The 25,856-nt window shown below is 60.1% G+C and carries 25 protein-coding genes; 19 read left to right on the forward strand and 6 right to left on the reverse strand.

Features of this window, described 5'->3' with window-relative positions; translation table 11 throughout:
- Positions 1 to 34: 34 nt before the first annotated feature.
- Together glgX and ABZS45_RS02325 are read right to left on the reverse strand one after the other, a co-directional pair.
- Complete coding sequence (glgX, locus tag ABZS45_RS02320) at positions 35 to 2,263, reverse strand: glycogen debranching protein GlgX (protein ID WP_412100523.1); 2,229 nt, start codon at positions 2,261 to 2,263, stop codon at positions 35 to 37.
- Positions 2,264 to 2,277: 14 nt separating this feature from the next.
- Positions 2,278 to 2,865, reverse strand: a complete 588-nt coding sequence (locus tag ABZS45_RS02325; protein WP_412100525.1) for a TetR family transcriptional regulator — start codon at positions 2,863 to 2,865, stop codon at positions 2,278 to 2,280.
- Between the two features lie 173 nt (positions 2,866 to 3,038).
- On the opposite strand from ABZS45_RS02325, the gene ABZS45_RS02330 reads away from it, so the two are divergent.
- Together ABZS45_RS02330 and ABZS45_RS02335 are read left to right on the forward strand one after the other, a co-directional pair.
- Positions 3,039 to 3,773 carry a hypothetical protein gene (locus tag ABZS45_RS02330; RefSeq protein WP_216379779.1) on the forward strand — a complete coding sequence of 245 codons (735 nt, stop codon included), beginning with the start codon at positions 3,039 to 3,041 and terminating at the stop codon, positions 3,771 to 3,773.
- 8 nt (positions 3,774 to 3,781) lie between these two features.
- Positions 3,782 to 4,366, forward strand: a complete 585-nt coding sequence (locus ABZS45_RS02335) for a hypothetical protein (RefSeq protein WP_412100527.1) — start codon at positions 3,782 to 3,784, stop codon at positions 4,364 to 4,366.
- Here ABZS45_RS02335 and ABZS45_RS02340 read toward each other — a convergent pair.
- Positions 4,325 to 5,248: a YbjN domain-containing protein gene (locus ABZS45_RS02340; RefSeq protein WP_412100528.1), complete on the reverse strand. Its 924-nt coding sequence runs from the start codon at positions 5,246 to 5,248 to the stop codon at positions 4,325 to 4,327. The genes ABZS45_RS02335 and ABZS45_RS02340 overlap by 42 nt on opposite strands.
- A gap of 151 nt (positions 5,249 to 5,399) precedes the next feature.
- Here ABZS45_RS02340 and hisD point away from each other — a divergent pair, with 151 nt between their 5' ends.
- The 14 genes from hisD (at position 5,400) to pyk (ending at position 17,891) form a co-directional block, all read left to right on the forward strand.
- Positions 5,400 to 6,749: a histidinol dehydrogenase gene (hisD, locus tag ABZS45_RS02345; RefSeq protein ID WP_412100529.1), complete on the forward strand. Its 1,350-nt coding sequence runs from the start codon at positions 5,400 to 5,402 to the stop codon at positions 6,747 to 6,749.
- Positions 6,750 to 6,752: 3 nt separating this feature from the next.
- On the forward strand, positions 6,753 to 7,856 hold the full coding sequence (locus tag ABZS45_RS02350; protein ID WP_070711444.1) for a histidinol-phosphate transaminase: 1,104 nt from the start codon (positions 6,753 to 6,755) through the stop codon (positions 7,854 to 7,856).
- A gap of 60 nt (positions 7,857 to 7,916) precedes the next feature.
- Entirely contained in the window at positions 7,917 to 8,549 is a 633-nt protein-coding gene (hisB, locus tag ABZS45_RS02355) for an imidazoleglycerol-phosphate dehydratase HisB (RefSeq protein WP_070445409.1), read from the forward strand.
- 5 nt (positions 8,550 to 8,554) lie between these two features.
- Complete coding sequence (locus tag ABZS45_RS02360; protein WP_070445412.1) at positions 8,555 to 8,737, forward strand: hypothetical protein; 183 nt, start codon at positions 8,555 to 8,557, stop codon at positions 8,735 to 8,737.
- A 50-nt stretch (positions 8,738 to 8,787) separates the two neighbouring features.
- Positions 8,788 to 10,008 carry an MFS transporter gene (locus tag ABZS45_RS02365; protein ID WP_070445416.1) on the forward strand — a complete coding sequence of 407 codons (1,221 nt, stop codon included), beginning with the start codon at positions 8,788 to 8,790 and terminating at the stop codon, positions 10,006 to 10,008.
- Entirely contained in the window at positions 10,005 to 10,640 is a 636-nt protein-coding gene (gene hisH / locus ABZS45_RS02370; protein ID WP_070711442.1) for an imidazole glycerol phosphate synthase subunit HisH, read from the forward strand. Before ABZS45_RS02365 ends, hisH begins: the two co-directional genes overlap by 4 nt.
- 30 nt (positions 10,641 to 10,670) lie before the next feature.
- A complete protein-coding gene (priA, locus tag ABZS45_RS02375; RefSeq protein WP_070445422.1) occupies positions 10,671 to 11,453 on the forward strand; it encodes a bifunctional 1-(5-phosphoribosyl)-5-((5-phosphoribosylamino)methylideneamino)imidazole-4-carboxamide isomerase/phosphoribosylanthranilate isomerase PriA in 783 nt (260 codons plus the stop codon).
- A 4-nt stretch (positions 11,454 to 11,457) separates the two neighbouring features.
- On the forward strand, positions 11,458 to 12,261 hold the full coding sequence (locus ABZS45_RS02380; RefSeq protein ID WP_070643780.1) for an inositol monophosphatase family protein: 804 nt from the start codon (positions 11,458 to 11,460) through the stop codon (positions 12,259 to 12,261).
- Between the two features lie 121 nt (positions 12,262 to 12,382).
- A complete protein-coding gene (gene hisF / locus ABZS45_RS02385) occupies positions 12,383 to 13,147 on the forward strand; it encodes an imidazole glycerol phosphate synthase subunit HisF (protein WP_412100532.1) in 765 nt (254 codons plus the stop codon).
- A complete protein-coding gene (gene hisI, locus ABZS45_RS02390; protein ID WP_070445428.1) occupies positions 13,144 to 13,554 on the forward strand; it encodes a phosphoribosyl-AMP cyclohydrolase in 411 nt (136 codons plus the stop codon). Before hisF ends, hisI begins: the two co-directional genes overlap by 4 nt.
- Complete coding sequence (locus tag ABZS45_RS02395; protein WP_412100533.1) at positions 13,547 to 14,221, forward strand: TIGR02234 family membrane protein; 675 nt, start codon at positions 13,547 to 13,549, stop codon at positions 14,219 to 14,221. Before hisI ends, ABZS45_RS02395 begins: the two co-directional genes overlap by 8 nt.
- Before the next feature lie 170 nt (positions 14,222 to 14,391).
- Positions 14,392 to 15,219 (forward strand): indole-3-glycerol phosphate synthase TrpC, encoded by an 828-nt coding sequence (locus ABZS45_RS02400; RefSeq protein WP_070445431.1) that lies wholly within the window; start codon positions 14,392 to 14,394, stop codon positions 15,217 to 15,219.
- Between the two features lie 41 nt (positions 15,220 to 15,260).
- Positions 15,261 to 16,169 (forward strand): prolipoprotein diacylglyceryl transferase, encoded by a 909-nt coding sequence (lgt, locus tag ABZS45_RS02405; protein ID WP_412100535.1) that lies wholly within the window; start codon positions 15,261 to 15,263, stop codon positions 16,167 to 16,169.
- 300 nt (positions 16,170 to 16,469) lie between these two features.
- On the forward strand, positions 16,470 to 17,891 hold the full coding sequence (gene pyk, locus ABZS45_RS02410) for a pyruvate kinase (protein ID WP_070445728.1): 1,422 nt from the start codon (positions 16,470 to 16,472) through the stop codon (positions 17,889 to 17,891).
- Between the two features lie 152 nt (positions 17,892 to 18,043).
- Here the strand turns inward: pyk and ABZS45_RS02415 are convergent, their stop codons facing one another.
- Both ABZS45_RS02415 and ABZS45_RS02420 read right to left on the reverse strand, forming a co-directional pair.
- Positions 18,044 to 20,434 carry a glycogen/starch/alpha-glucan phosphorylase gene (locus ABZS45_RS02415; RefSeq protein WP_070445437.1) on the reverse strand — a complete coding sequence of 797 codons (2,391 nt, stop codon included), beginning with the start codon at positions 20,432 to 20,434 and terminating at the stop codon, positions 18,044 to 18,046.
- Between the two features lie 144 nt (positions 20,435 to 20,578).
- Positions 20,579 to 21,787, reverse strand: coding sequence for an amidohydrolase (locus ABZS45_RS02420; RefSeq protein ID WP_412100537.1), 1,209 nt, complete (start codon positions 21,785 to 21,787; stop codon positions 20,579 to 20,581).
- Positions 21,788 to 21,823: 36 nt separating this feature from the next.
- Here ABZS45_RS02420 and ABZS45_RS02425 point away from each other — a divergent pair, with 36 nt between their 5' ends.
- Positions 21,824 to 22,222: a hypothetical protein gene (locus tag ABZS45_RS02425; RefSeq protein WP_070445443.1), complete on the forward strand. Its 399-nt coding sequence runs from the start codon at positions 21,824 to 21,826 to the stop codon at positions 22,220 to 22,222.
- Positions 22,223 to 22,252: 30 nt separating this feature from the next.
- Here ABZS45_RS02425 and ABZS45_RS02430 read toward each other — a convergent pair whose 3' ends face one another.
- Positions 22,253 to 23,371, reverse strand: a complete 1,119-nt coding sequence (locus tag ABZS45_RS02430; RefSeq protein ID WP_070445731.1) for a glycerate kinase — start codon at positions 23,369 to 23,371, stop codon at positions 22,253 to 22,255.
- Positions 23,372 to 23,542: 171 nt separating this feature from the next.
- Here ABZS45_RS02430 and gdhA point away from each other — a divergent pair, with 171 nt between their 5' ends.
- Both gdhA and ABZS45_RS02440 read left to right on the forward strand, forming a co-directional pair.
- On the forward strand, positions 23,543 to 24,889 hold the full coding sequence (gene gdhA / locus ABZS45_RS02435; RefSeq protein ID WP_070562742.1) for an NADP-specific glutamate dehydrogenase: 1,347 nt from the start codon (positions 23,543 to 23,545) through the stop codon (positions 24,887 to 24,889).
- Positions 24,890 to 25,013: 124 nt separating this feature from the next.
- Entirely contained in the window at positions 25,014 to 25,760 is a 747-nt protein-coding gene (locus ABZS45_RS02440) for a DivIVA domain-containing protein (protein ID WP_070562745.1), read from the forward strand.
- Positions 25,761 to 25,856: the final 96 nt, after the last annotated feature.

Genomic DNA, 25,856 nt, shown 5'->3' on the forward strand with positions numbered 1-25,856 from the left:
GGTTAATGGTGGACAGCAGACGGTGGAGTGCAGTCTAGCTATCGCTTTCTTCTGCCATGGCAGCGGTTTGCGCAGAGTCATCGCTGTCGTCGAAAACCGGGGGCTCAGTCTGGCGCAGGATCAGCGTTGTGCGCGGCTGTACCACGATGGAACCTTCGGCTGCGATGAGCTTCTCCTCGTCCGGATAGCCACCGGAATCCGAGGTGTCGACGATGAGCCTCCAACTAGCACCCAGGTCCTTCTTGGGCAGCGTGAACTCGATGTCTTCGTGGTGAGCGTTGAAAATCATGATGAAGGAATCATCCGTAATGCGTTCACCGCGGGCAGTGGTTTCCGTAATCGCGTTACCGTTGAGATAGACCATGAGGGCCTTGCCGAACTCAAAATCCCAGTCCTGCGGGGTCATGAGTTTGCCGGAGGGCACGAGCCAGGCAATATCGCGATCTTTCACCTCAGAGCCAAAGGGGCCACCAGCCAAGAAACGCTGGCGGCGGAACACTGGGTGGTTCTTGCGGATGTTGATCAGGCGCTTGGTAAAGCCGTGCATGGCGACGTTCTTTTCCTGCTCCAACATCGACCAATCGATCCAGGAAATCTCGTTGTCCTGGCAATACACGTTGTTATTGCCGTCCTGGGTGCGGCCCAGCTCATCACCATGGCACAGCATCGGGGTGCCCTGGGATAGCAGGAGGGTAGTGAGGAAATTGCGGACCTGGCGGCGCCGGAGCTTTTTAATTTCTTCGTCGTCAGTCGGTCCTTCCACGCCATGGTTCCACGAGCGGTTGTGGGACTCACCGTCGCGATTGTCTTCACCGTTCTCGGAATTGTGCTTTTCGTTATAGGACACCAAATCACGGAGCGTAAAGCCATCGTGCGCGGTGATGAAGTTGATAGACGCGGTGGGGCGGCGGCCGTTGTTGGCATAAAGATCGGAGGAACCAGTCAGGCGTGAGGCAAACTCACCCATTGTCGCCGGCTCCCCGCGCCAGAAATCACGGACGGTATCGCGGTACTTGCCGTTCCATTCGCTCCAGATGGGCGGGAAGTTGCCAACTTGGTAGCCGTTATGGCCCACGTCCCAGGGCTCGGCGATGAGCTTGACCTTGGAGACCACCGGGTCCTGCTGAACCAAATCGAAGAAAGTGGCGAGCTTATCCACATCATCGAGTTCGCGCGCCAGAGTGGACGCGAGGTCGAACCGGAAGCCATCCACGCGCATCTCCGTCACCCAGTAACGCAGCGAATCCATAATCAGCTGGAGGGAGTGCGGGTGACGGACATTCAGGGAGTTACCGGTACCGGTGTAGTCCATGTAGTGCTCGGGATTATCATCAACCAAGCGGTAGTAGGCGTGGTTATCAATGCCGCGGAAGGCGATGGTGGGGCCCATGTGGTTGCCTTCGGCGGTGTGGTTGTAGACCACATCGAGGATGATCTCGATTCCGGCCTCATGGAAGGCACGAACCATGGCCTTGAACTCAGCGACCACCTCGCCAGGCTTCTTGGCGTAGGCATAGTCAGCATGCGGGGCGAAGAACCCGAAGGTGTTATAACCCCAGTAGTTGCGGAGGCCCAGCTGGCGCAGGCGATCATCCTGCAAGAACTGGTGAACCGGCAGCAGCTCGACGGCTGTCACTCCCAAGTCCTTGAAGTAGTTAATGATTGCTGGGTGTGCCATACCGGCGTAGGTGCCGCGCAGCTCCTCCGGCACATCCGGGTGCGTCATTGTCATGCCCTTGACGTGGGCTTCGTAGATAATTGTTTCGTTATCCGGGGTGTGCGGGCGGTTGTCGCCGTGCCACTCGAAGAACGGGTTGATGACCACGGAGAGCATGGTGTGGCCCAAGGAGTCATCCTGGTTGCGGCCGGTGCCGGGTTCCTCTGCGAAGATATCGTAGGAGTACAGCGAGGGATCCCCGTCAAAGTCGCCGTCGAAGGCGCGAGCATAAGGATCGACAAGAAGTTTTGAGGGATCGCAGCGCAGACCATTTTCTGGCTCATAAGGGCCGTGGATGCGGTATCCATAGCGCTGCCCGGGGCTGACGTTCGGGAGGTAGGCGTGCCAGACGTGGGCGGTGATCTCAGTTAATTCGATGCGTTCTTCGTTACCGTCGTGGTCAATGAGGCAGAGCTCAACCTTCTCGGCGATTTCGGAAAAGATAGCAAAATTAGTACCGGCTCCATCATAGGTGGAGCCGAGCGGGGAGGGGGAACCAGGCCACACCTGGCGAGATGGCGTTAGGTCAGCACGGGTCTCAGTCATGAGGCTTAGCTTAGTCAATTCTGATGTATGTGATCGCTTCGCAGTGATCTTAAGCCGGCGACCATCAGCTCCGCTGCGCGCACCGAGGTGGCGTCCACCGGCGTGGTCTCGGAAGCTGTAGACGCTGTGCTTGGCGACGTCCCGCCTGGAGTCGCCTCACTGAGCTGTTCGCGGGATTGCTCCATGAAAGTAGCGCCCAGCGTGTAGTGGATCAGAGTGCGGGCGGCGACGGCTCTATCCTCCGGCGAGGCATCGGGTGCCTCCTTCTGCAGTGCCTTGGTGAAAAGCTTTTCCATGTCAGCGCTCGCTGAGGACTCAGGGAAGGATGCTCCGGCGATGGCCACGTCAGCTCCATCGCGCCAGCGTTGCAGCTCACTGTGCAGCGAGCTGACCAGCTCCGCCGTGCTTTCCCCGGTGACGGGAGCGAGTATTTCAGCAGTCATGGCGGCGATCAATGATTGTTTGTTGGTCACGTGCCAGTACAGCGCGCCGGGTGCGACCCCGAGGTTGGTGGCGACTCGGCGCATAGTGACATCAGCAAGGCCGTATTGGGTCAAAAGCTCAAGGGCGGTGGAAACGATAGCGTCGCGAGAAAGGTGCACACGACCAACTCTACGCGGCAAGAGAAAACCCTCGTGAGGCTCACAGGAAGCTTCAAGGTGTAGAATATGAATTCTTCAAACAGCGCTTGTTAAGGTTATGTGAGTTGCCCAAGAGCAAACACCGCGCCCAGCGTGGTTTAACCTATCGCTCTCTATATATTTAGGAGTATCCCTTGTCTTTTCTGACACCTGCCAAGAAGTCTCTCATTGCTGTTGCACTCGTTGCACCGCTTTCCTTGGCTGCTTGTGGTTCCGATGACGAGAACGCAGGCGACACCGCTTCCTCTGCGGCAAAGACCACCACGACCACGCAGCCAAAGGAAAAGACGTCTGAGAAGAAGACGGAAGAGAAGACTTCTGAGGAAAAGAAGGAGGGGGAAGGCGAAGAGAACAAGGGCGATGCTGCCAAGCCGGAGGGGGAAAACCCTGAGGACGCGAACCAGGCTATGGCCAATCCCTTCGAAGAAGGTGCTGATCCGTTCCAGAACATACCCAAGGTTGAACCAGTCCAGGGGGAGGCTGCCAGCCAGGAGGATATCGACGGCATCAACGGGTTAGTGCGCGGCATGTATGAGCAGCAGACTATGCGTGCTTTCGTGAAGTATCTTCCGGAGCACACCTGCGCGGCTATCCGCAACGATCCGAACTCCGGCCTCGATCAGGTTGATTACAACCAGGTTCCGGATGTTCCGATGAACCAGCTCAAGGACATGATGGCGGCAGCGGGCCAGGACACCTCCCAGATGGATGGCTTTGACTGGTCCAAGACCGGTGTTGAGTCCATCAACGATGTTGTGGTTAACGGTGACGATGCTTCCGCGACCGTGAACGTCAACACCAGCCAGGGCATGGATAGCTCCACCATGCGCTTCAAGCGTGAGAACGGTAACTGGACCTTCTGCGGCTAGAGAGTATCGTGCCTGGACTGCGTGCTCCTAGCCTTCGCATACCCCGCGCCATTGGATTCGGCGCGGGGTTGCTCGCGTTAGCACTCCTTGGATTCTCTGCAGCCGGCGCCGCGTGGGGACTGTGGCGTCCAGCTCTCAAGGGGCACCGGGTTGATGATGGCGGCTACGCCTTGAGCAACGTTGCCGACGTGCAATTTGATTCCTATATCACCTTCGTACTGATCACCGGAGTTCTTAGCGCGGCCCTGGGGGCTACTGCCTACGTGCGAGGTGAGCGCTACCGTGGCGTCGGCGTACTGCTGTGGGTGGCTCTGGCTGCTCTGGCTGGCGCGGCATCGTTTTATGTCTTCGGTGGAGCCACCGCCACTAATATTCCCGAGAATCCCGGAGAGTATGTAGAGTTTGTGCCGAAATTCTCGCCGGGTAGTGCCTGGCTGGTAGGGCCGTTTATGGCCATGTTTGCCTACTGGTCCGCGCTATTCATCGATTCGCCTTGCGATGCTGTGAGCGAGAGGGATTCGGAAGGAAATGAGGTGCCGGTCGACGGCGCGCTAGGGCCACGCGACGGGGGAGGAGCCTACCGCCTCCCGTGAGATGTCATCGATGCCGTGGAGTACATGTTTGATGCCGCGGCCGAGGGCGGTGATCAATTGGGCGTCGGAAAGCCCGGCACCCGTCATAACCGCGTAATCGATGCGTACCTGCAACCCATCAATGTTTGAGTGGCAGAAGGCGGAGGCTGAGTGATTGGTCCGGTTCCAGTCATTGCAAATGAGGAAGATTTTGGAGAACTCGCTGCCCGCGAGGTTGGGATCCCAATGGCCTTTGATGATGAGGCTGGGGCCGGAATCGATGGCGAAAGCAAAGAGGACATCATTGATCCAGGCATAGACGGCCTCGTCAGCATCCGCCTGGAAGCGTGTAATTCCGAGGGCCGGCAAGAGTTCCCCGAGCCGAGCGGTGTCGACGTCGGCGACGGGGCCGTCGAGTTCTGTTTCTTCTTCCGGAGCCGTTGGGCGGGGAAGCGTGACAACGGGGAAGTGATCGGCCAATTCTTCGAGGCAGGCCGCGGCGTTGTGGAGTGCCGGCAGAACCGAAGCGGAAAGCTGGGACGTTGTAGGTTTCTGGTGAACCACGAGGAAGGAATGCCCCCACACCTCTACCGCGGTAGGTGCCGAATAGTTGAGGATGAGGTGCGGCGAGAGGCAGTCATGGTTCCAGTCATTGACGAATTCACTGAGAGCAGGAATGTCGCCGAAACCTAGAACGCCGTGATGTGTGGTGTAGAAACGCAGGATTGGTTCGCCCTCGGTGTCCATGAAAGCGCGGGTTTCCCCAAGCGGTGGGTGAGGGAAGAGGAGCTCGTGTGCGGTGACCCGAATGCAATCGAGGCTTTCGCGGTGCGCGAGGTTTTCGACACGGGCAAGCAGGTTGGAAGAAGGCTGGCTGTCCAGGCCATCGGCGCCGTTGCTCATCTCGCCGCCTCCCTTCACCGATTCGGGCTCCCGGAATGTGTTACTAGTGGCACATTCTATAACCCCTACCTGTCAGCTCGCTGGCTTTTCGGTCCAGGTATAGTAATGGGAAGGTATAGAAACCGCTGCATATTATAAAAGGGGTCTGAGCATGCTACGAACCATCGACCTGCGTGGAGAGGAACTCACCACCTCCCGGCTGCGCCGAGTCCTGCCGCGAGGGGGAACGGACGTGTCCTCAGTGATGGGCACCGTCATCCCCATGGTGGAGAAAGTCCGCGAGGGTGGCGCGGCGGCGGCCCTCGATTTCGGCGAAAAATTCGACGGAGTCCGCCCCGCCGCAGTGCGAGTACCTAAGGAGGAGATGAAGAAGGCTGCCGAGGACCTGGACCCGAGTGTGCGAGTAGCCATCGAAGAATCTATCGCGCGCGTGCGCGCCGTTCACGCTGATCAGAAGCCGGCTTCGCACACGACGACACTGGCACCAGGCGCGACGGTCACCGAGGTCTTCCAGCCCATCGAGCGAGTAGGGCTCTACGTCCCGGGCGGCAAGGCGGTGTATCCGTCTTCCGTCATTATGAATGCCGTCCCCGCCCAAGAAGCGGGCGCTGCGGCGATGGTCGTGGCTTCTCCGCCGCAGAAGGAATTCGGTGGGCTGCCACACCCGACAGTGCTGGCCACGTGCCACATGCTGGGCGTGGATGATGTCTGGGCCGTCGGCGGCGGGCAAGCCATCGCGCTTCTGGCCTACGGCGATGATGAACCCGCCACGGGTGAAGAAGCTCTGGAGCCTGTCGATATCATCACCGGCCCCGGCAACGTCTTTGTTGCTGCCGCTAAGCGCGCGGTGCAGGGAGTGGTGGGAATTGATGCAGAAGCTGGTCCTACCGAGATCGCCATCCTGGCCGATGAGACCGCTAACCCCGTCTACGTGGCCTATGACCTCATTTCCCAGGCGGAGCACGATCCCATGGCTGCCTCCGTGCTCATCACCGATTCTGAGGACTTTGCCGCTGCGGTGAATGCGGAGGTAGCTCAGCGCTATACCGCCACAGCCAACGCCGAGCGCGCAGCTGAGGCATTGCGCGGAGAACAGTCCGGCATCGTCCTGGTCGACGACCTCGAGACAGGTATCGCTGTCGCGGACGCCTATGCCGCTGAGCACTTGGAGGTACACACAAAGAATGCCCGGGCAGTTGCGGAGCGTATCCGCCACGCCGGCGCGATCTTCGTTGGTGAATACTCGCCCGTACCGCTCGGTGATTACTCCGCCGGCTCCAACCACGTTTTGCCTACCTCGGGAACCGCGCGGTTTAGCGCCGGGCTGTCGACGCACACCTTCCTACGGCCGGTCAACCTCATCGAGTACGACCGCGCGGCACTCGGCGAGGTAGCTCAGAATGTCATTGCCTTCGCCACTGCAGAAGACTTGCCCGCCCATGGTGAAGCAATTGCGGCACGATTCGCTGATGACACCGATACCCAGAAAGAAGAGGCTTAAGCAATGGCTGAGTTGAAGGATCTTCCCCTTCGCGAAGAATTGCGCGGCTCCAGCGCCTATGGAGCCCCGCAGCTGACGGTGACCAACCAGCTCAACACCAACGAGAACCCCTATCCGCCCTCGGAGGCGCTGGTGAAGGACATGGTGGCGGCCGTCGAGAAGCACGCGCGTCAGCTCAACCGTTACCCAGAGCGCGATGCCGTGGAGCTGCGCACGGCACTGGCGGAGTACGTCAGTGAGCAGACCGGGGTGGCTGTCAGCGTGGAGAACGTCTGGGCAGCTAACGGCTCCAATGAGGTTCTGCAGCAGCTGCTGCAGGCCTTTGGCGGGCCGGGGCGTAGTGCGCTGGGATTTACACCGAGCTATTCGATGCACCCCATTCTATGCGCGGGCACCCAAACCGAATTCATCTCCTGCCCACGCGATGCGGATTTCCGTATTGATGAGGAGGAGGCGTTGGAGGCCGTCGCCAAGCACCGCCCCGACGTCGTTTTCATCACAACACCGAACAATCCCACCGGTGATGTCACCCCGATTGATGTGGTGGAGAAGATCGTGCAGGCCGCGCCGGGCATCGTCATCGTGGACGAGGCCTACATGGAATTCTCGCCTTCGCCTTCTGCGACCACGCTGCTGGAGAAATATCCGACCAAGCTCGTGGTCTCGCGCACGATGTCCAAGGCCTTCGACTTCGCCGGCGGACGTTTGGGCTACTTCGTGGCAGATCCGGCGTTCGTGGAAGCCGTCATGCTCGTTCGTTTGCCCTATCACCTGTCGGTTCTCTCCCAGATCGCGGCCACCGTTGCCCTTGCGCATAAGGAAGAGACCTTGGGAACTGTGGCCAAACTATCGGCGGAGCGGGACCGGGTTGTCGCACGGCTTAAGGAGCTCGGATACTACGTCGTACCCAGCGAATCCAACTTCGTCTCCTTCGGACGCTTTGCCGATCAGCACGCGGTGTGGCAAGGATTCCTGGACCGCGATGTCCTGATTCGTGATAACGGTGTACCGGGTCTCTTGCGCGCCACGATTGGTCTGCCTGAAGAGAATGATGCCTTCCTTTCGGCCGCGGCGGACTTGGCAGATACAGTAGAGATGACTAACTAAAAACGATGATGAAATGAGCCCACATTGTGGGCTCATGACTTGAAGAAGGAGCGTGGGGCAATGAGTGCTGGCGACGCTGTACGTCACAACCATGGCGACCGCATTGGCCGCGCAGAGCGCGTCACCGGGGAGACAAAGATCTCTGTAGAAATAAACCTCGATGGCACCGGCCAGTCGGATATTTCGACGGGGCTGCCGTTCTTTGACCACATGCTTAACGCTGTGTGCACCCACGGCTCCTTCGATCTTCGCGTTCACGCTGAGGGCGATATTGACATCGATGCTCACCACACGGTCGAAGACACCGCTATCGTGCTGGGCCGTGCCTTTCTGGAGGCGGTGGGGGATAAGTCCGGGATCCGCCGTTTCGGCTCCCAGCTCCTCCCCATGGATGAAACGCTGGTGGAGGCCGTCGTCGATATCTCAGGGCGTCCCTACTTCGTGATGAATGGCGAGCCGGAGAACATGGAGTGGCAGATTATCGGTGGGCATTACGCCACGGTTATCAACCGACACTTCTTTGAAACCTTTGCCACGCACTCGGCGACGACCTTGCACGTCAACGTGCGTTACGGCCGCGATCCGCATCACATCACGGAGGCCGAGTACAAGGCAGTGGCCCGTGCTCTGCGCCAGGCTACTGAGCGGGATCCGCGCGTGAACGGAGTTCCTTCGACGAAGGGAGCGCTCTAAGACTTATGAATGTAATGGTTCTCGTTCTCTTTCTGGTCGCCGGGTTGCTCGTCGGTGGTGCGTGGGCGGCATACCAGAACGGGTCGGTGCTGATGACTGTGGTCGCGGGTGCGCTCGCGGCGATCTCCGTGACTGCCGCCTTGGTCTGGTTCCTTGACATCTTCTCAGCAGGATTGGCGGCGAAGTGATAGAAAAGACCCCTCAGAGCGTATGGAAGGTTGCTGGCTTTAAGGAAACCATGATCGCGGTGGTTTCCGCTTTTGGTGCTTGGTCGGTCTTGCTGCCTGTGGTGCCGCTGGCCGTGCTGGATGCCGGCGGTTCCGCGACATTGGCTGGTGCCACGACCGGCGTGTTCATGCTGGCCACAGTGCTTACCCAAATGGCAACACCGATGCTGCTGCGCATCTTTGGCTACCGCCCAATTATGGCGGCCGCGGCGTTGTTGCTGGGGCTGCCGGCGTTGGGGCACATGCTGGGCGATGCAGCCCCGATCGCCCTAGGCTTTTCCGCTCTGCGCGGTATAGGCTTCGGTGCGCTCACAGTGGCGGAGAACGCACTCATCGCGGAAATCACGCCACGGCGCCTGCTGGGTAAGGCCACGGGAATTTTCGGCCTATTCATCGGTGCAGCCCAAATGGCCTTCTTGCCCGTGGGCCTCGCGGTGGCTTCAGCCTTTAACTACAACACGGTGTATCTTCTGGCTGCTGGTCTTGGCTTACTAGGATTCTTCACGTGCATTCTGGTGCCGCAAATCAAAGCCGCTCCAGTGGGGTCGCCGGACCCCTCAGACACCACCCCGCGCGCCCCGATGTGGAAGCTCGTGCTCGTCCCAGCACTGGCGCTGATGAGTTTTTCCGTGAGCTATGGCGTGGCATCTAACTTCATTTCTCCGGCGGTGCGTGAGTTGGATCCTGAGCGCGGCGCTGTCTTGGGCGGCCTCATGCTATCGGTGATTGGTGGTTCGGCCATGATCGCGCGCTATGTGGCCGGTGTGGTGGCGGACCGAGTAGGCCAGCCAGGCACGCTGATGATTCCCGCTCAGGCTTTTTCAGTCTTAGGCGTGGGGCTTATCGCCGCCGTGCTGTGGCAAGAATGGTCAGTATGGCTGCTCGTGTTCGGCACGGTCATCTACGGTGCGGGTTTCGGCATCGTGCAAAATGAGGCGCTGTTGTCGATGTTCGACCGTCTCCCGCGCGAGCGCCTCTCGGAGGGCTCTGCGGTGTGGAATATTTTCTACGACGGCGGCACGGGCCTTGGCTCGACGGTGCTCGGCGCCGTCGTGGCTATGTCTGGTTATTATGGCGCGTTCGCCGCTGGCGCCGCCATCATCGCGGTGGGCCTGCTCATGTCTGCGGCTGACCTCGCCTTGGGCAAGACCCGCGTGAGCGAGCTGAACGACATCCAAACCCGCCTGCGCATGATTAGAAGGCCGAGGAGACCCGGAAAGGAAGCACGATGAGCTCACACGACGTAGTAGTCCTGGATTATGGCGCTGGCAATGTCCGGTCGGCAGTGCGCGCGCTGGAGAGGGTCGGTGCCACCGTCGCGGTGACCGCGGACCCGAAACAGGCGGTAGAGGCCGATGGCCTTTTGGTCCCCGGAGTGGGGGCGTTCGCTGCCTGCATGGAGGGCCTGCGCGCCGCACAGGGGCCGCGAATCATTGGTCAGCGATTGGCTGGTGGTCGCCCCGTTTTGGGGATTTGCGTAGGCATGCAGATTCTTTTTGAGTCAGGCACTGAACACGGCGTGCACACCGAAGGTTGCGGCGAGTGGCCCGGGGAGGTTACCCGTTTGCAGGCTCCCGTCCTCCCGCACATGGGATGGAACACCGTGGAGCTTCCTAGCGGAAGCCGCATGTTTGAAGGCGTGAGCCCGGAGGATCGCTTTTATTTCGTGCATTCCTATGCCGCGCGGAACTGGGAGCTGGAGACCGAGATTACGGAGCCGCCGAAGGTGGCGTGGTCGGAGTATGGCGGTGACCGTTTTGTCGCTGCGGTAGACAATGGCGCATTGTGGGCCACCCAATTTCACCCGGAGAAATCTGGTGACGTTGGTTCGCAGCTGCTGAAGAACTGGATAGGAACGCTTTAAAGAGTCCGCGTGAAAGGTAGACTACCCACCATGAGTTTTACACTGTTGCCCGCGGTTGATGTCGTTGATGGTCAGGCAGTTCGCCTTGATCAAGGAGAGGCCGGAACCGAGAAATCCTATGGCTCGCCGCGTGAGGCTGCCCTGAAGTGGCAGGCTCAGGGTGCGCAGTGGCTGCATGCAGTCGATTTGGACGCGGCTTTTGGCCGCGGATCCAACCATGAACTGCTCGCCGAAATCACCACAAGCGTGGACCTGAACGTGGAGCTGACCGGCGGGATTCGAGATGATGAATCTCTGGCCCGAGCTCTCGCCACCGGTGCGCGCCGCGTCAATATTGGTACCGCGGCTTTGGAGAACCCTGACTGGATTGCCAAGGCTCTGGCAGAACACGGTGACCGCATCGCAGTGGACTTGGCGGTCCGCCTGGTGGATGGCGAGTGGCGGACGCGAGGTAACGGCTGGGTATCTGACGGCGGCGACCTCTGGGAGGTCCTCGAACGCCTCGATGCGGCTGGTTGTACTCGCTTCGTAGTAACGGACGTGTCCAAGGACGGTACGCTGCAGGGCCCCAACATTGAGTTGTTGCGTGAGGTCGCGGCCGCTACAGAAGCCAAGGTCACTGCTTCCGGAGGAATTTCCACCCTGGATGATCTGCGTGAATTGGCCCTCTACGAAAATGAGGGAATTGATTCCGCCATCATCGGTAAGGCTCTCTATGAGGAGCGCTTCACGCTGGAGGAAGCTCTCGCTGCCGTTGCAGAGGTTACCCCGCTGCCGGGAGAGGAATACATCGACCCGATCGAGGAGAGGTAGGCCGATGGCCCCGATGACAGGAACTTCGGAGTCGGACCCACGCGAGCTTGTTGCCTTTGCGGAGGCAGCGGTGGATCACGTTGATGATCTCTTCCGCAGGGGCCTCGGCGCAGCACCCGCGCGTTTCAAGGGCGAGGGAGACTTTGCCACCGAGGTAGATCTGGTCATTGAGCAGCAGTTGCGTCAAACGCTGAGTCAGCTCACCGGAATCCCGGTGCTCGGCGAGGAATACGGGGGAGACCTCCAAGAGACGATCTGGGTCGTGGACCCAGTGGATGGAACCGCGAACTATTCCGCGGGAAATCCGTGCTGCGGAATTCTTGTCACGCTTTTGCACGAAGCGAAGCCCGTCGTCGCAGTCGCAGATTTTCCTTTGCTAAACCGTCGCGTCGTCGCGGCACAAGGCATGCCACTGCGCACCAGCGGCGGCCCCTCGACCGGTTTCGGGGGCGGCGAGGAGGCTCAGGGCTTCGACGAGGCCCGCGGTCATGTGGGCTGTTCCTCACACCTGCCAACCGATTTGTTCAAGGACCTCCGAGAGACCGGGTTGCGTCCCCGCATGACTGGGTCGGTGGGGCTGGACAATGCCTTCGTGGCCCAAGGCGTGTTTGATGGGGCGGTGAATTTCTCGCCGCACCCATGGGATAACGCGGCGGGTGCGCTCATGATCAAGGCCGCCGGTGGCCGCGTGAGTGATCCAGAAGGAAATGAGTGGACCGCCAACTCGAAGGGCTTTGTGGGAGGAACCCCGCAGGTTCATGCCACAATTCTGGATGCCATCGCCCGAAATCCTCGTGGGGAGCGCTAGGCTCCGGCACTAAACCCCAGCGTGGGAATTGGGCGCTGAAGCCGGACGTAGTTTTTAGTATTCGGCAGTTTCCATACGGACTGCCTCTCATCTGACCTTTAGTTTTAGGAGGATGGTCACCATGGCACTTGCCGTGCGCGTGATCCCGTGTCTTGACGTTGATAATGGCCGTGTGGTCAAAGGCGTGAACTTCGAAAACCTGCGTGATGCCGGTGACCCAGTGGAGTTGGCTGCCCGCTATGGCCACATGGGCGCTGATGAGCTGACCTTCCTCGACGTCTCCGCATCAAAGGATGGCCGCGGCACCATGCTTGATGTGGTGCGCTGTACGGCCGATCAAGTCTTTATCCCGTTGACCGTTGGCGGTGGAGTCAGGTCGGTGGACGATGTCCGCGAGCTTCTTCGTGCCGGCGCGGATAAGGTCTCTGTAAACTCCTCTGCCATCGCGCGCCCGGAGTTGCTGCGCGAACTGGCGGATGTCTTTGGTTCCCAGTGCATTGTGCTTTCGGTGGATGCTCGCCGCGCGAAAGATTTTCCCAGCGGCTTTGAGGTCACCACACATGGTGGAACGCGCTCGGCAGGCCTCGACGCCGTGGAGTGGGCCAAGCGCGGTGAGGAACTAGGGGTTGGTGAGATTCTGCTGAACTCCATGGATGGAGACGGCACCAAGGCGGGCTTCGACATCGAATTGATCGAGGCGGTGCGTGCGGCGGTGTCCGTGCCGATCATCGCCTCCGGCGGAGCGGGTAGGGCCGAGCATTTTCCACCGGCTGTTGATGCCGGGGCAGATGCCGTGCTCGCGGCCAGCATCTTCCACTTCCGTGAGGTAGAGATCCCTGAGGTTAAAGAGGCACTTGCGGCAGCAGGGAAGGAGGTCCGCCAGTGAAGGTACACAATGAAAGCAGCGGGCACAGAAGCACCGATTCGGAGGCCGTAGGGGACTATGAGCTGAGTGAAGAGATTGCTCAGCAGCTTAAGCGCAACGAGGCGGGTTTGGTTCCGGCCATTGTGCAATCGGAGCGCGGAGAAGTGCTCATGCTGGCATGGATGGATGATCATGCCTTGGCCTATACGTTGGCGACGCGTCGTGGAACCTACTATTCACGCTCGCGCCGTGAGTATTGGATTAAGGGTCTGACGTCCGGCAATACCCAAGAGGTGGTGGGTGCGCGCTTAGATTGCGATGGAGACACCGTCTTACTGACCGTTCGTCAGCACGGCGGCGCGTGCCATACCGGGGACCGGACGTGCTTCGATGCACGCGATCTCTTCGGAGAGGAGAACAATGGCTAAGCGCACTGAAGCAAAGTGCACTGAAGCAAAGCACAGTGGAGCTAAACGCATCGGACCCGTGCTGATGTTCGTCGGCGCCATCCTGTTGTGGCTGTCTTCCCGCATGACGTGGGTGACGGCGGCGGTCGAAGACGATAAGGCCGGTTCGAGTGTTGTGGAATTATCTGGTTCCTTGTGGTCCCTCGAGCTCATTGCACTCAGCGTCGTGGTTCTCGCTGGCGGTGTGGCAGCCTTTGCGCTGCGGCGCACGGGCCGTCGAATTGTCTCTGTCCTCACCGCACTCGCCGCGGCGGCTGCCGGATGGCGCCCGGTTGCGCTGTTGACTGCCGGCCCCGAGACGGAGCGTGCTCAAGAGCTGCTGCAGGGAGGAACGAACGATACCTCCGTGGATTCCGCAACCATTTCGGATTGGGCCACTGTCCTCACCGCTGATGCGTCGACCGTTGGCCCCGTGCTTGCTATCGCCGGTGCGGCGCTTGCCCTCTTCGGCGCGGTCATGGTGGCGAGCAATCCGGGGGCCGATAAGCCCCGCTCCGCCAAATATGAAACCCCGGTGGTACGCCAGGAACGCCTGCAGGAAGACCTCGAAACCTCCCAGGACTCCGGCCGTGTGATGTGGGATGCCCTCGATGCCGATATTGACCCCACCGATCCCCGGTCGACCTAGGCATGGCAGCGGCGTGAGCCGTGGCTGCATTTCCCGCTTCACATAGTGGTCCTAGCACGGAATCGGGTGCCCCGGATTTCTTGTTAGAGGCAAGGGCGCGCTAGCCTAAGTGTGATCTCAAACGCCCCTGTTTCTTTCTTTGAGTTTCCTTCGGGGAAGGGAGGTGCTCCATGCCTACCCCGATTGCCGTCGATCACCTTGTGGCCGGCGTACTAGCTGATGTAGCCGCACGGGAGGCGCGCGTCCCCTTCAAGGAAGTTAAAGCGCGGTCTCGAGACATGGACGCACCGCGCGATACCGCACAGGCCCTATTACGTTCGGGATGTTCTATCATCACCGAAATCAAGCGCGCCGTGCCTTATGGTGGAGAGATCGTCCACCTAGACGGACCGCACTCCGTCGCGGCCCTGGCACGAAAGCTGGAGGAAGCAGGCGTGCACGTCATGGCCTGCCAGACAGACAGGCGCCGCTTTCATGGCTCCCTGGAGGACATGCGTGTTGCCCGCGCTGCAATCGACATTCCTATGCTGTGCCGCGACACCATTGTTGATCCTTATCAGATTCATGAAGCGCGCTGTTATGGGGCGGATGCGATTCCTTTGCAGGTGGAGTTGCTTGATCAGGCTCGCCTCGAGTCGCTCCTCGACCGCGTGGAGTCCCTTGGAATGACAGCCATCCTGGAAGTGCGCACGTGCGCTGAGGTGGATCGCGTTATCAAAGCAGGGGGTACTGTCGTGGCCATCAATGCGTGGTCTTTGGCCTCCGATGCACTTAATCGGGAGGCCTTTTCTACTATTTCACCGGGTCTTCCTGAGAGCATCACACGTATTGCGGTGGGCGGCGTTAATAGTCCGCGTAACGTGTTGTCCTATGCCTCGCAGGGAGCCGATGCCATCCTCGTCGGTGAGTCCATTATGGCGGCCCAGGACCCGATGGCTTTGGCCCGCTCCTTAGTGGCCGCCGGCCAGCATCCGGCGTGCCCTTCGCGCAGAAGCTAAGCGCGTTGTAGTGGCCGTCTTTTTCAGGCACACTATTTCCCGTGCAGATTTACTACCTCGCCAACATTCCCTCTCCGCCACAAGGCGTGTGGCATCTCGGACCAGTCCCTATTCGTGCGTATGCCATGTGCATTATCGCCGGCATCCTCGTTGCGCTGTGGATGACTCTGCGCCGCTATACCGCCCGGGGTGGAAACCCGGATGTGGTCTGGGATGCTGCCTTGGTAGTGATCCCAGCCGGCATCATTGGCGGCCGCCTCTATCACGTGATTACGGATAATGATAAGTACTTCTGCTCCACGTGTGATCCTCTCGACGCGCTGAAAATCACCAACGGTGGACTAGGTATTTGGGGAGCGGTGGCCTTGGGCGCGGTCGCGGTGTGGCTCATGTTCAAAGTCAAGGGCATCCCTGTGGGGCCGTTTGCGGATGCCGTCGCGCCTGGACTCATATTGGCGCAGGCTATTGGCCGCCTAGGCAATTGGTTCAACCAGGAACTCTATGGTCGTGAGACCACCGTCCCGTGGGCTCTCGACATTTATTATCGTGTGAATGAAAGCGGTGAATACGCGCCGATCAGTGGGCGCTCGACCGGGGAAGTAATCGCCTCGGTGCATCCGACATTTCTCTATGAGCTGCTGTGGAACGTGGCGGTGTGCGTGTTCCTGCTGTGGGCCCACAAGGCATTCAAGCTCGGCCATGGTCGTGTGTTTGCGCTGTACGTCGCCGGATACACAGTGGGGCGCTTCGTTGTAGAAAACATGCGTGCTGACGATGCCACGCTCATCTTTGGTCTGCGTGTCAACGTCATCGTGTCAGTGGTCTGCTTTGTTGTAGCGCTCATCGTGTACTTCCGGCTGCCGCGCGGCCAGGAAACACCAGAAGAGGTGGACCCGGCCCGTGCCGCCGACGTCGGTGACAGTGCAGGAGTCGCTGACTCACAAAGGTGACAGTCGCAGCGCCTAGCGACAGATTCACGCGCTGAGGCTTCGGGAAGTAGCCGGGATCACACAATGTTTTAAGACGCCTTGACCGAGAGTCTCGAGTTTCGGGAGCATGGACACAAAATGCCCAGATGTGCCCGGTTATTCCCGGTTGTTGCCGAATCGGAAGGGGCTGCAACAGTCACCGGGGAAGCCTGATTCGAGGGTCAAAACATGGTGTGAGCTTCATTCGTGGTGGCCGAGACCAGCAAAGCGGGGTAGTTTGGGAACCGTTAGAAACTCCCGATGTGAATAAGGCACTCCATGTTGGATAGAAGAACCAAAATTGTTTGTACGTTGGGTCCTGCTGTAGCAAGCAAGGAAGGAATCCTTGGCCTCGTTGAAGCAGGCATGAACGTGGCGCGTCTAAACATGTCCCACGGCGAGCATGCGGACCACGAGGCGAACTACCGCTGGGTCCGTGAGGCTACCGATGAGACCGGCCAGGCAGTCGGCGTCCTGGCGGACCTCCAAGGACCGAAGATTCGTCTGGGTCGCTTCGTCAACGGTGAAGAGATGTGGAAGGACGGCGAAATCGTCCGCATCACCGTTGATGACGTAGAAGGTACGCACGACCGCGTGTCCACCACCTACAAGAACCTGGCGCAGGACGCGAAGCCGGGTGACCGCCTGCTGATCGACGACGGTAAGGTCGCCGTCGTCTGCAAGGAAGTCGACGGCAATGACGTTGTTTGTGAGGTCACCGAGGGCGGACCGGTCTCCAATAACAAGGGCGTGTCCCTCCCAGGCATGGACATTTCTGTGCCGGCGCTGTCGGAGAAGGACATTGCTGACCTTCGCTTCGCATTGAAGCTCGGCGTGGACATGATCGCTCTGTCCTTTGTTCGTTCCCCAGCCGATGTGGACAAGGTCCACGAAATCATGGATGAGGAAGGCCGCCGCGTTCCGGTTATTGCGAAGCTCGAGAAGCCGGAGGCGGTCGATGCCCTTGAATCCATCGTCTTGGCTTTCGATGCCATCATGATTGCGCGCGGTGACCTTGGCGTCGAGGTCCCGCTGGAGCAGGTTCCGCTGTTCCAGAAGCGCGCTATCCAGATCGCGCGTGAGAATGCCAAGCCGGTGATCGTGGCAACGCAGATGCTCGATTCCATGATCTCCAACCTGCGCCCGACTCGCGCGGAGGCCTCCGACGTGGCTAACGCAGTGCTCGATGGTGCTGATGCCGTCATGCTCTCCGGTGAGACCTCCGTCGGCATCGACCCGCACAATGTTGTGCGCACGATGTCCCGCATCGTGACGAATGCTGAGCAAGGCGGCCAGGTTCCTCCGCTGTCGCACGTTCCGCGCACCAAGCGCGGTGTTGTGTCCTACTCCGCACGCGATATTGCTGAGCGCCTGAATGCGAAGGCCATCGTCGCCTTCACCACCTCCGGTGATACCGCGAAGCGCGTGGCTCGTTTGCACTCCGCGCTGCCGCTCCTTGCCTTCACCCCGTACCCGGCGGTGCGCTCGCAGCTGGCGTTGACCTGGGGTGCAGAGACCTTCTTGAGTGACTCGGTCGAGTCCACCGATGACATGATGGCCGCCATTGATGAGGCTCTGCTGGGAATGGATAAGTACAAGGAAGGCGACATGATCGTCGTCATCGCCGGTACCCCTCCTGGAATCTCTGGTAACACCAATATGATTCAGGTCCACGAGCTGGGCCAGACTCTGCGCGATAAGTAAAACCGTCGCAGACAAACAACGCCGCCTCACCCCGCTTGCTTCCTTACCCACTAAGTGGGAAGGGGGAACGGTGGTGGGGCGGCGCTTTGTCTTTCCGGAAAGCCCCGTCTAGGGGTTAATAGGCACTAGTGCGTCTTTTAACCCCTGTCTGTCTAGACGTGGGAAATGGGGGTCGGGGTCAGCTTCCACACTTCGTTGGCATAGTCAGCGATAGTGCGGTCAGAGGAGAAGCGCCCGGAGTAGCAGATGTTGAGCCAGGCCTTCTTGGCCCATGCCAGCTCGTCCGCTTCATAGTCAGCAGCCATGCGGTCACGGGTCTCGCGGTAGTCGGCGAAGTCCCCGAGGACGTAGTAGGTATCCTGAGCGTGTTCGCCGAAGCCATCGAGCAGCGAGGAGCGCAGATCACTAAACATGCCTGCATTCTCCGAACCCAGCGTGCCATCGGTGAAGGCATCGAGGACACGCGCCAGGCCCGGAACCGTGTTATAGAGCTCGCCCGGGTTGTACTCGGCGCGCAGCTGCGGGATTTCTTCGTTGCGGGCGCCGAAGATGTAGGCGTTGTCTTCGCCCACTGCCTCGACGATCTCTACGTTGGCGCCGTCCATCGTGCCCAAGGTCAGGGCACCGTTCATCATGAACTTCATGTTGGAGGTACCGGAGGCTTCCTTGCCGGCGACGGAAATCTGCTCGGAGACATCAGCGGCTGGGATGATGTGCTCGGCGGGGGAGACGTTGTAATTCTCAACAAAGACTACGTTGAGCACGTCCTTGGTAGCCGGGTCGTTGTTGACCAGGTCACCGATGGTGTTGATGAGCTTGATGATGGCTTTCGCGCGGACATAGCCCGGCGCTGCCTTCGCGCCAAAGATGAAGGTGCGCTTCGGAACGGTTTCGCCGTCGACCTTGATGCGGAAGTACAGGTCCAAGATGTAAAGCGCATTCATCAGCTGGCGCTTGTACTCGTGCAGGCGCTTGATCTGGACATCGAAAACGGAATCCGGGTCCACGGTAGCGCCCTGGTGTGCGTCAATCCATGCGGCGAAATCCTGCTTGTTGGCGCGCTTGATGTTGATGAGTTGGCGCAGCACCTTCTCATCCTCAGCCACAGGAGCCAGCTTCGCCAGCTCGGTCAGATCGGTAACCCAGGCATCAGAACCAGCCTGCTCAGTGAGCAGGTCGGACAGGCGCGGGTTGCACATGCGCAGCCAACGACGAGGGGTCACGCCGTTGGTCTTGTTGTTGAACTTCTCCGGCCACAGCTCGTGCCACTCGGAGAGCGTGTCCGCCTTGATGATTTCGGTGTGCAGGGCGGCGACGCCATTGATGGAGTACGCGGCATAGCAAGCGATCCACGCCATGTGGACATGCCCGTCGGACACCGGAGCCATGTAGTCGATGCGCCCTTGATCCAAGCCGCGCTGGGCCATGTCTTCGCGGAAGCGGCGGTCGATCTCTTCCACCAGCTCCCAAATGCGCCAGAACAGCTTCTGGAAGATGGATACTTCCCAGCTCTCCAAAGCCTCAGCCAGCACGGTGTGGTTGGTGTAGGCAAAAGTCTCGGTGACGACCTTCCAGGCCTCGTCCCAGCCCATCCCGTGTTCGTCGAGAAGCAGGCGGAGCAATTCGGGGATGGCCAGCACCGGGTGGGTGTCGTTGAGCTGGATGCAGTTGTACTCGGCGAAGCCGGTGAGGTCCTCGCCGTGGTGCTCGATGTAGTTATCGATCATCTGCTGCAGCGAGGCCGAGACGAAGAAGTACTGCTGGCGAACGCGCAGCACCTTGCCCTCGTAGGTCGTGTCGTTGGGGTAGAGCACGCGGCAGATGTCCATGACGCGCTCGCGCTCCACGATGGCTTCGGTGAAGCGCTGCGAGTTGAAGGCATCGTAATCGAATTCATCGATAGGCTCGGACTTCCACAGGCGCAGCGTACCTACGTTGTTGGTGCCGTATCCGGTAATCGGCATGTCATAGGGGATAGCGCGTACGTCCATGTCATCGAAGTGGACCAAGCGCTGTTCGGAGGCACGGCGAATGATGAAGTCGTAGCCATTTTCCATCCAGGCATCTGGTTCCTCGCGCTGGAAACCGTTGTCGAAGGACTGACGGAAGAGACCGTAGCGGTAGAGCAGGCCGTAGCCCGTGACCGGGTAGTTCTGGGTGACAGCAGAATCGAGGAAGCAGGCGGCGAGGCGGCCCAGGCCGCCGTTGCCTAGTGCAGCATCGTGCTCGGCTTCGAGAACATCGGAGAGTTCGTGACCGGCGGCCTTGGAAGCGGCGCGGGCTTCGTCGACGAGTCCGACGTTGGTGAGGTTGTTGAGCAGGGCGCGCCCCTGGAGGAACTCAGCAGAGAAATAGTGCTGCTGGCGGGCGGCGGAGTAGGCGGTGCGGGTGGCCTCCCAGTTGTCAGCAATCTGCTCCATTACTGAAGAAGACAAGCCGGACCAGAACTTGCGGTTAGTCGCGGCAGAGGGGGAGACACCAGCAGCGGCGCGGACGTGTCCGGGAACTGCGGTCTGAAAATCGGAGTGCTGGGGTTGACTCATGAGAATCCCTTCACCTTAGGCATAAAAATGCGGAAAAATACCAACACCCAAGCTTAACCAGTTCCGCATTCAGCTGCAGGAGAGAGCACTGCCAGCCAGCGTGCATTAATCATCACACACAGCGAAAGCGTTGTGCCGGGAAGGTTAGCGCCCCAGAAAAGACAGGACGGCTGCAGCCCCGGCGTGGGTGGCCGAGCGCATGGTGGGTTCATAATCCGGCAGGAAAGTGGATTGGTGGTTGACCGGCGGGTTGTCCAGGAGGTGTTCCGGCGTGGAGCCGATGAACCAGAAGTTATAAGGCACGCCCCAGGCTTGTGGGAGATAGCAGAAATCCTCGGAGACGGTGGATGGGGTGGCGCTCACGGAGAGATCAGCAAAGACTGCGTCGAAGGCCGAGCGAACGGTCTCGTGAGTGGAAGCGTCATTATCGGTGACTTCGCCATGGGCAAAGTACTCGAAGGTGGGCTCTGCTGGGCATCCCGAGGCTTCGCACTCGGCTCGCACCATACGCTCGAGGGAGGCATAGACGCGCTGCGCCAACTCTGGCTTGTAATAGCGGGTGTTAAGTACGAGTTCGGCGCTGCCCGGAATGATGTTGTTTTTATCGCCCGAATGCAGCTCGCCCACCGAGATGACAAAGAAATCATGGGGAGGGACTTCGCGGCCGACGATGGCTTGTAAGCGGGTGACCACCATGGCGGCCGCGTAGGAAGGATCGATGGCCTCGTGCGGCATGGAGGCGTGCGCGGAGCGCCCCGTGATGCGGATGCGGAGGGAATCACAGCCGGCCAGGATGGGGCCGGCGGTGGACTGCACCTGGCCGGCGGGGCCCGGCATGACGTGTTGACCAAAGCACACATCCGGTGCAGGAACGCGGTCGGTGAGCCCGTCCGCAATCATGTATTTGGCGCCCATGGATGATTCCTCCGCCGGTTGGAACAGCGCTAGGAAGGTGCCGTGCCAGGCGTCGCGGTGGGCGTCGAGAATCGCGCACGCGCCGAGCAATGCCGTGGTGTGTACATCGTGCCCGCAGGCATGCATTGCGCCATTGATGGCGGCGAAGGGGACGCCGGTTTCCTCGGCCACCGGGAGGGCATCAAAATCAGCCCGCATCAGCGCGGTTGGGCCGTCCCCGTTGCGGAAGATAGCGACGATGCCATGGCCGCCGATTCCGGTGACGAGCTCGCACTCGTACTTATCTAGTTGTTCCAGAATCCGCCCGGCGGTGCGTTCCTCTTGGTGGGACAGCTCTGGGTGGGCATGCATGTCTTCATAGAAGGCGCGTTGCCAGCTGAGATCGACTGAATCTTCGAGGAGGAGCGAGCTCAGCCGAGAAAGTGTGGGATCTGCCATAGTTACTGTCCTTCAAGTTTGGGTAGGGTTACCTACATGCCATTGATTCACTTTGATGTTCTGGTGCCGGATGCTCAAGCCGAGCGCGTGGCCGAAATCTTTAGCACTGCTACCCACAAGCTGGTGGATAACGGCTCCTTAGCTTCTGCTGAGGTTACCCGTGTGCCCGATCCTGCACTCCCGGAGGGGCTGGAAGAACAGCTGCGCCAGACCTACCGCGATGAGCATGAAGAGCGTGATTTAGAGGACGCCAATGTCTACCGCTATGCCATCGATGTCGATGGCGTGAAGGGCTCCGTCAATCAGCTGACCATGGTCCTCGCACGCTTGTTGACACCCCATTCGGTTCTACCGAAGGACCACGTGTTGCTGGAGGACGAGCTCGCCCACGAGCGACCGGCAATTTTCCCGTGGGCGGTGCAGGTGACCCCGTAGTTCTGCTGAAAGCTATAGCCTCAGAGAGTTTTAGCTCTGCAGAACGCTGCGGACGAGGCGTTCGGCCGCGTTGCTTAAGCGCTGGGCGACGTCCCCCTCTTCCTCCCCGTCGAGCTCTTCCAGCAGTGTGCCCTGTGGTGCCGATGCGGTTGCGGAGCCGGCGATGATGCCCAGGGTTGGCGGGCTAGTCATGTCCGCCAGCGTGCCCACCACCTTTCCGGTAAGCGATTGTTCGTCGAAGCGCCCCTCGCCGGTAAGGACGAGATCCGCCTCGGCGATACGCGTGGGTAGATTGAGTGCTTGGGCTACATACTGGCCGCCCGGCACGATACGGCAGTGCTCCGAGGTGCCCCAGAGCGTGCGCGAAAGCCAGCTCAGGGCGATGGGAATGCCGCCTGCGGCGCCAAAGAATTCGGCCTGTGGGTCGGTCTCCGTGACTTCGCAGAGCCGTAGCATCGCGCCCGCCAGTAGTGCTACTTGTTCGCCCTCAGCGCCTTTTTGTGGGCCGTACATCGTTGCGGCTTGGACGGGCACGGCGCGAGTATCGGTGACCAAGGTGTAGTCCAGCATGGCCGCCTTCATGTTGAGCTGCGCGGTGTCGATGTGGTCGAGGTTGACCAAAGGTGCGCCGCCCTTGGGCAGGGCGTATCCGCGGGCATCGTGGGCGGCGGCGCCGAGCGCGGCGAGGATGCCGAGACCGCCGTCGATGCTGGCGCTGCCGCCGAGGCCAAGAACGATGTGCTTGGCGCCGCGCGATTCGGCGTCGGCCACCAGCACGCCCGTTCCATAGGAATCCGCATGGAGTGGATCGAGGGCGTCGGAAACGGCAGGAAGGCCGGTGGCGGCGGCGACGTCGATGAAGGCTGTGTCACCAACGAGCTGGTAGCTGGCCTCGGTCAGGCGGCCAATGGCATCGGTGGTAGGCAGCGTAATCGTTTGCCCCGCCGTGCCGTGGCGATGAACAGCGGCGCTGGCGAGCACCTCCGCGGTGCCTTCGCCGCCATCGGCCATGGGCAGGGTCGTTACCTTCGCTGTGTCTGCGTGGGGCGAGGAGCTGAGAGCGCGCCGCGCGCCCAATGCAATGGCGGCGGCAGCTTCGGCTGCAGTAGCGGTGCCTTTAAAGGAATCGGGGGCAACAAGAATGCGCATGCCCATGAGTATATGGCAGAGATACGAGAAAAAATTTTCGCGCTCTGACCAGCCCTTAAGGCACGCCACAGTACGGCCATCTTGCAATTTAGGTCGATTGATAGAAAACTATTGCTTGTTCAATGGATGACGCACCGACCGTGAGGAACGGTGCCCAATGAAAGGATTGCCATGTCCATCGACCAGCAAATCTCCGATTACTACAGCAAGCTTCTCAAGCGTAATGCTGGCGAACCGGAATTCCATCAGGCACTCGCTGAGGTACTCGACTCACTGAAGATCGTCCTCAATAAAGACCCTCACTACGCTGATTACGGCCTGGTCGAGCGACTGTGCGAGCCCGAGCGTCAGCTCATCTTCCGCGTGCCGTGGGTGGATGACAGCGGCCAGATCCAGGTCAACCGCGGTTTCCGCGTGCAATTTAACTCCGCGCTCGGCCCCTACAAGGGTGGCCTGCGTTTCCATCCGAGCGTCAATCTGGGCATCATCAAGTTCCTCGGCTTCGAGCAGATTTTCAAGAACTCCCTGACCGGCCTGCCTATCGGCGGCGGCAAGGGCGGTTCTGACTTCGACCCGAAGGGTAAGTCAGAAGCCGAGGTCATGCGTTTCTGCCAATCCTTCATGACGGAGCTGCACAATCACATTGGTGAATACCGCGACGTCCCGGCCGGTGATATTGGTGTGGGAGGACGCGAAATCGGTTTTCTGTTCGGCCAGTACCGCCGACTGGAGGGCAAGCACGAGTCTGGCGTTCTTACCGGCAAGGGTCTGAGCTGGGGTGGCTCCCTCGTGCGTACCGAGGCTACCGGTTACGGCCTGGTGTATCTGACCTCGGAAATGATGAAGGCCCATGGTGAGTCTTTCGACGGCGCCAAGGTGATTGTCTCCGGTTCCGGAAATGTTGCCATCTACGCCGCCGAAAAGGTGCAACAGCTCGGCGGTACCGTCGTCGCGATGTCTGACTCCTCCGGCTACATCACCACCCCGAACGGTGTGGACCTAGAGCTACTCAAGGAGATTAAGGAAGTTCGCCGCGAGCGCATTTCCACCTACGCCGGCGAAGCGGGTGCGGGCGTGGAGTATCACGAGGGTGGCAACGTATGGGAGGTCAGCGCCGACGTTGCCTTGCCGTGCGCTACCCAAAACGAGCTCGACGGCGAGGACGCCAAGCTCCTGGTCAAGAATCAGGTGCGCTATGTTGCCGAAGGCGCGAACATGCCCTGTACCCCGGATGCCGCCCACTACTTTGTGGAAAATGGCATTGCCTTCGCGCCGGGTAAGGCCGCAAATGCAGGTGGTGTGGCGACCTCTGCGCTGGAGATGCAGCAGAACGCCTCCCGTGACTCCTGGACCTTCGAGTACACCGACCAGCGCCTCCACGAGATCATGTCCAATATCTTCCGCAATATCGATAAGACTTCTAAGGAATATGGCTTGGAGGGTGACTATGTCGCGGGTGCTAACATCGCTGGCTTCAAGAAGGTGGCTGATGCCATGCTGGCGCAGGGCGTGATCTAGCCCCAGCCTTTCCCTATTCCTCTCTATGCCTTGGTTTAACCTCCCCACTGAGTGGGGAGGTTTTCGCCGTTTCTTCCCGCGTGGGATACGTCGCGGTGCGTATGTGCTTGGTTAGGCTGGTGCCATGTACCGCGTATTTGAGTCCCTCGATGAACTTGTTCGCAACCTGGAACAGGCCTATGCCGTTCCCATGACCTCTAATTGCATGGTCCCGCGCCACGAGATGCTGGCGCTTCTCGACGATCTCCGCAACGCTCTCCCGGTCGAAATGGATGATGCCCAGGACGTCTTGGACAAGCAGGATGAGATCCTGCAGGGTGCAGAAGAACGCGCGGAGCAGATTATTTCTGAAGCCAATGCCGAGGCTGATGACACCGTGACCCGTGCGCGTGAGGATTCGGACGCCATGCTGGCCGACGCCCAACATCGCGCCACCACCCTTGTCGCCCAGGCAGAGGACGAGGCCAGCAACCTGGTGGACAACGCACGCTCCGACGCCGAGCGCACCCGCGCCCAAGCAGATGAGGAATACCAGCGTGCCGTCGCTGCAGGCCAAGCTGAACAAGACCGCTTGGTCTCCGAATCCGAGGTCGTGCGCCGCGCCGATGATGAGGCGCACCGTATCGTGGAGACCGCGCACTCTGAGTCCAACCGTCTGCGCACCGAGTGCGATGAATTCGTTGACGCCAAGCTCGGGGAATTCGAGACCACCTTGTCTGACCTCCTGCGCACCGTGAATAACGATCGCTCCGCTCTGCGCCGAGGTGCTGGTGTGCGCTCTCGTGGGGAAGCGCGTGGCGAGGGACGCGGCGCTGTGCGCGAGACTCGGGAACCGGCGCGCCGGGCGCCGCGTGCGCCCCGCGACTACTAGAGGGGACTAATGCGCGGCCGCTCCGCGCGCCAGGAGATGAGTGCAGCAAAAGCGAGAACAGCGCCGAGGACAGAATCGAGCTGTTAGGCCAAGTGC

The sequence above is a fragment of the Corynebacterium aurimucosum genome (genome assembly GCF_046895345.1).
GTDB lineage: Bacteria > Actinomycetota > Actinomycetes > Mycobacteriales > Mycobacteriaceae > Corynebacterium > Corynebacterium aurimucosum_G.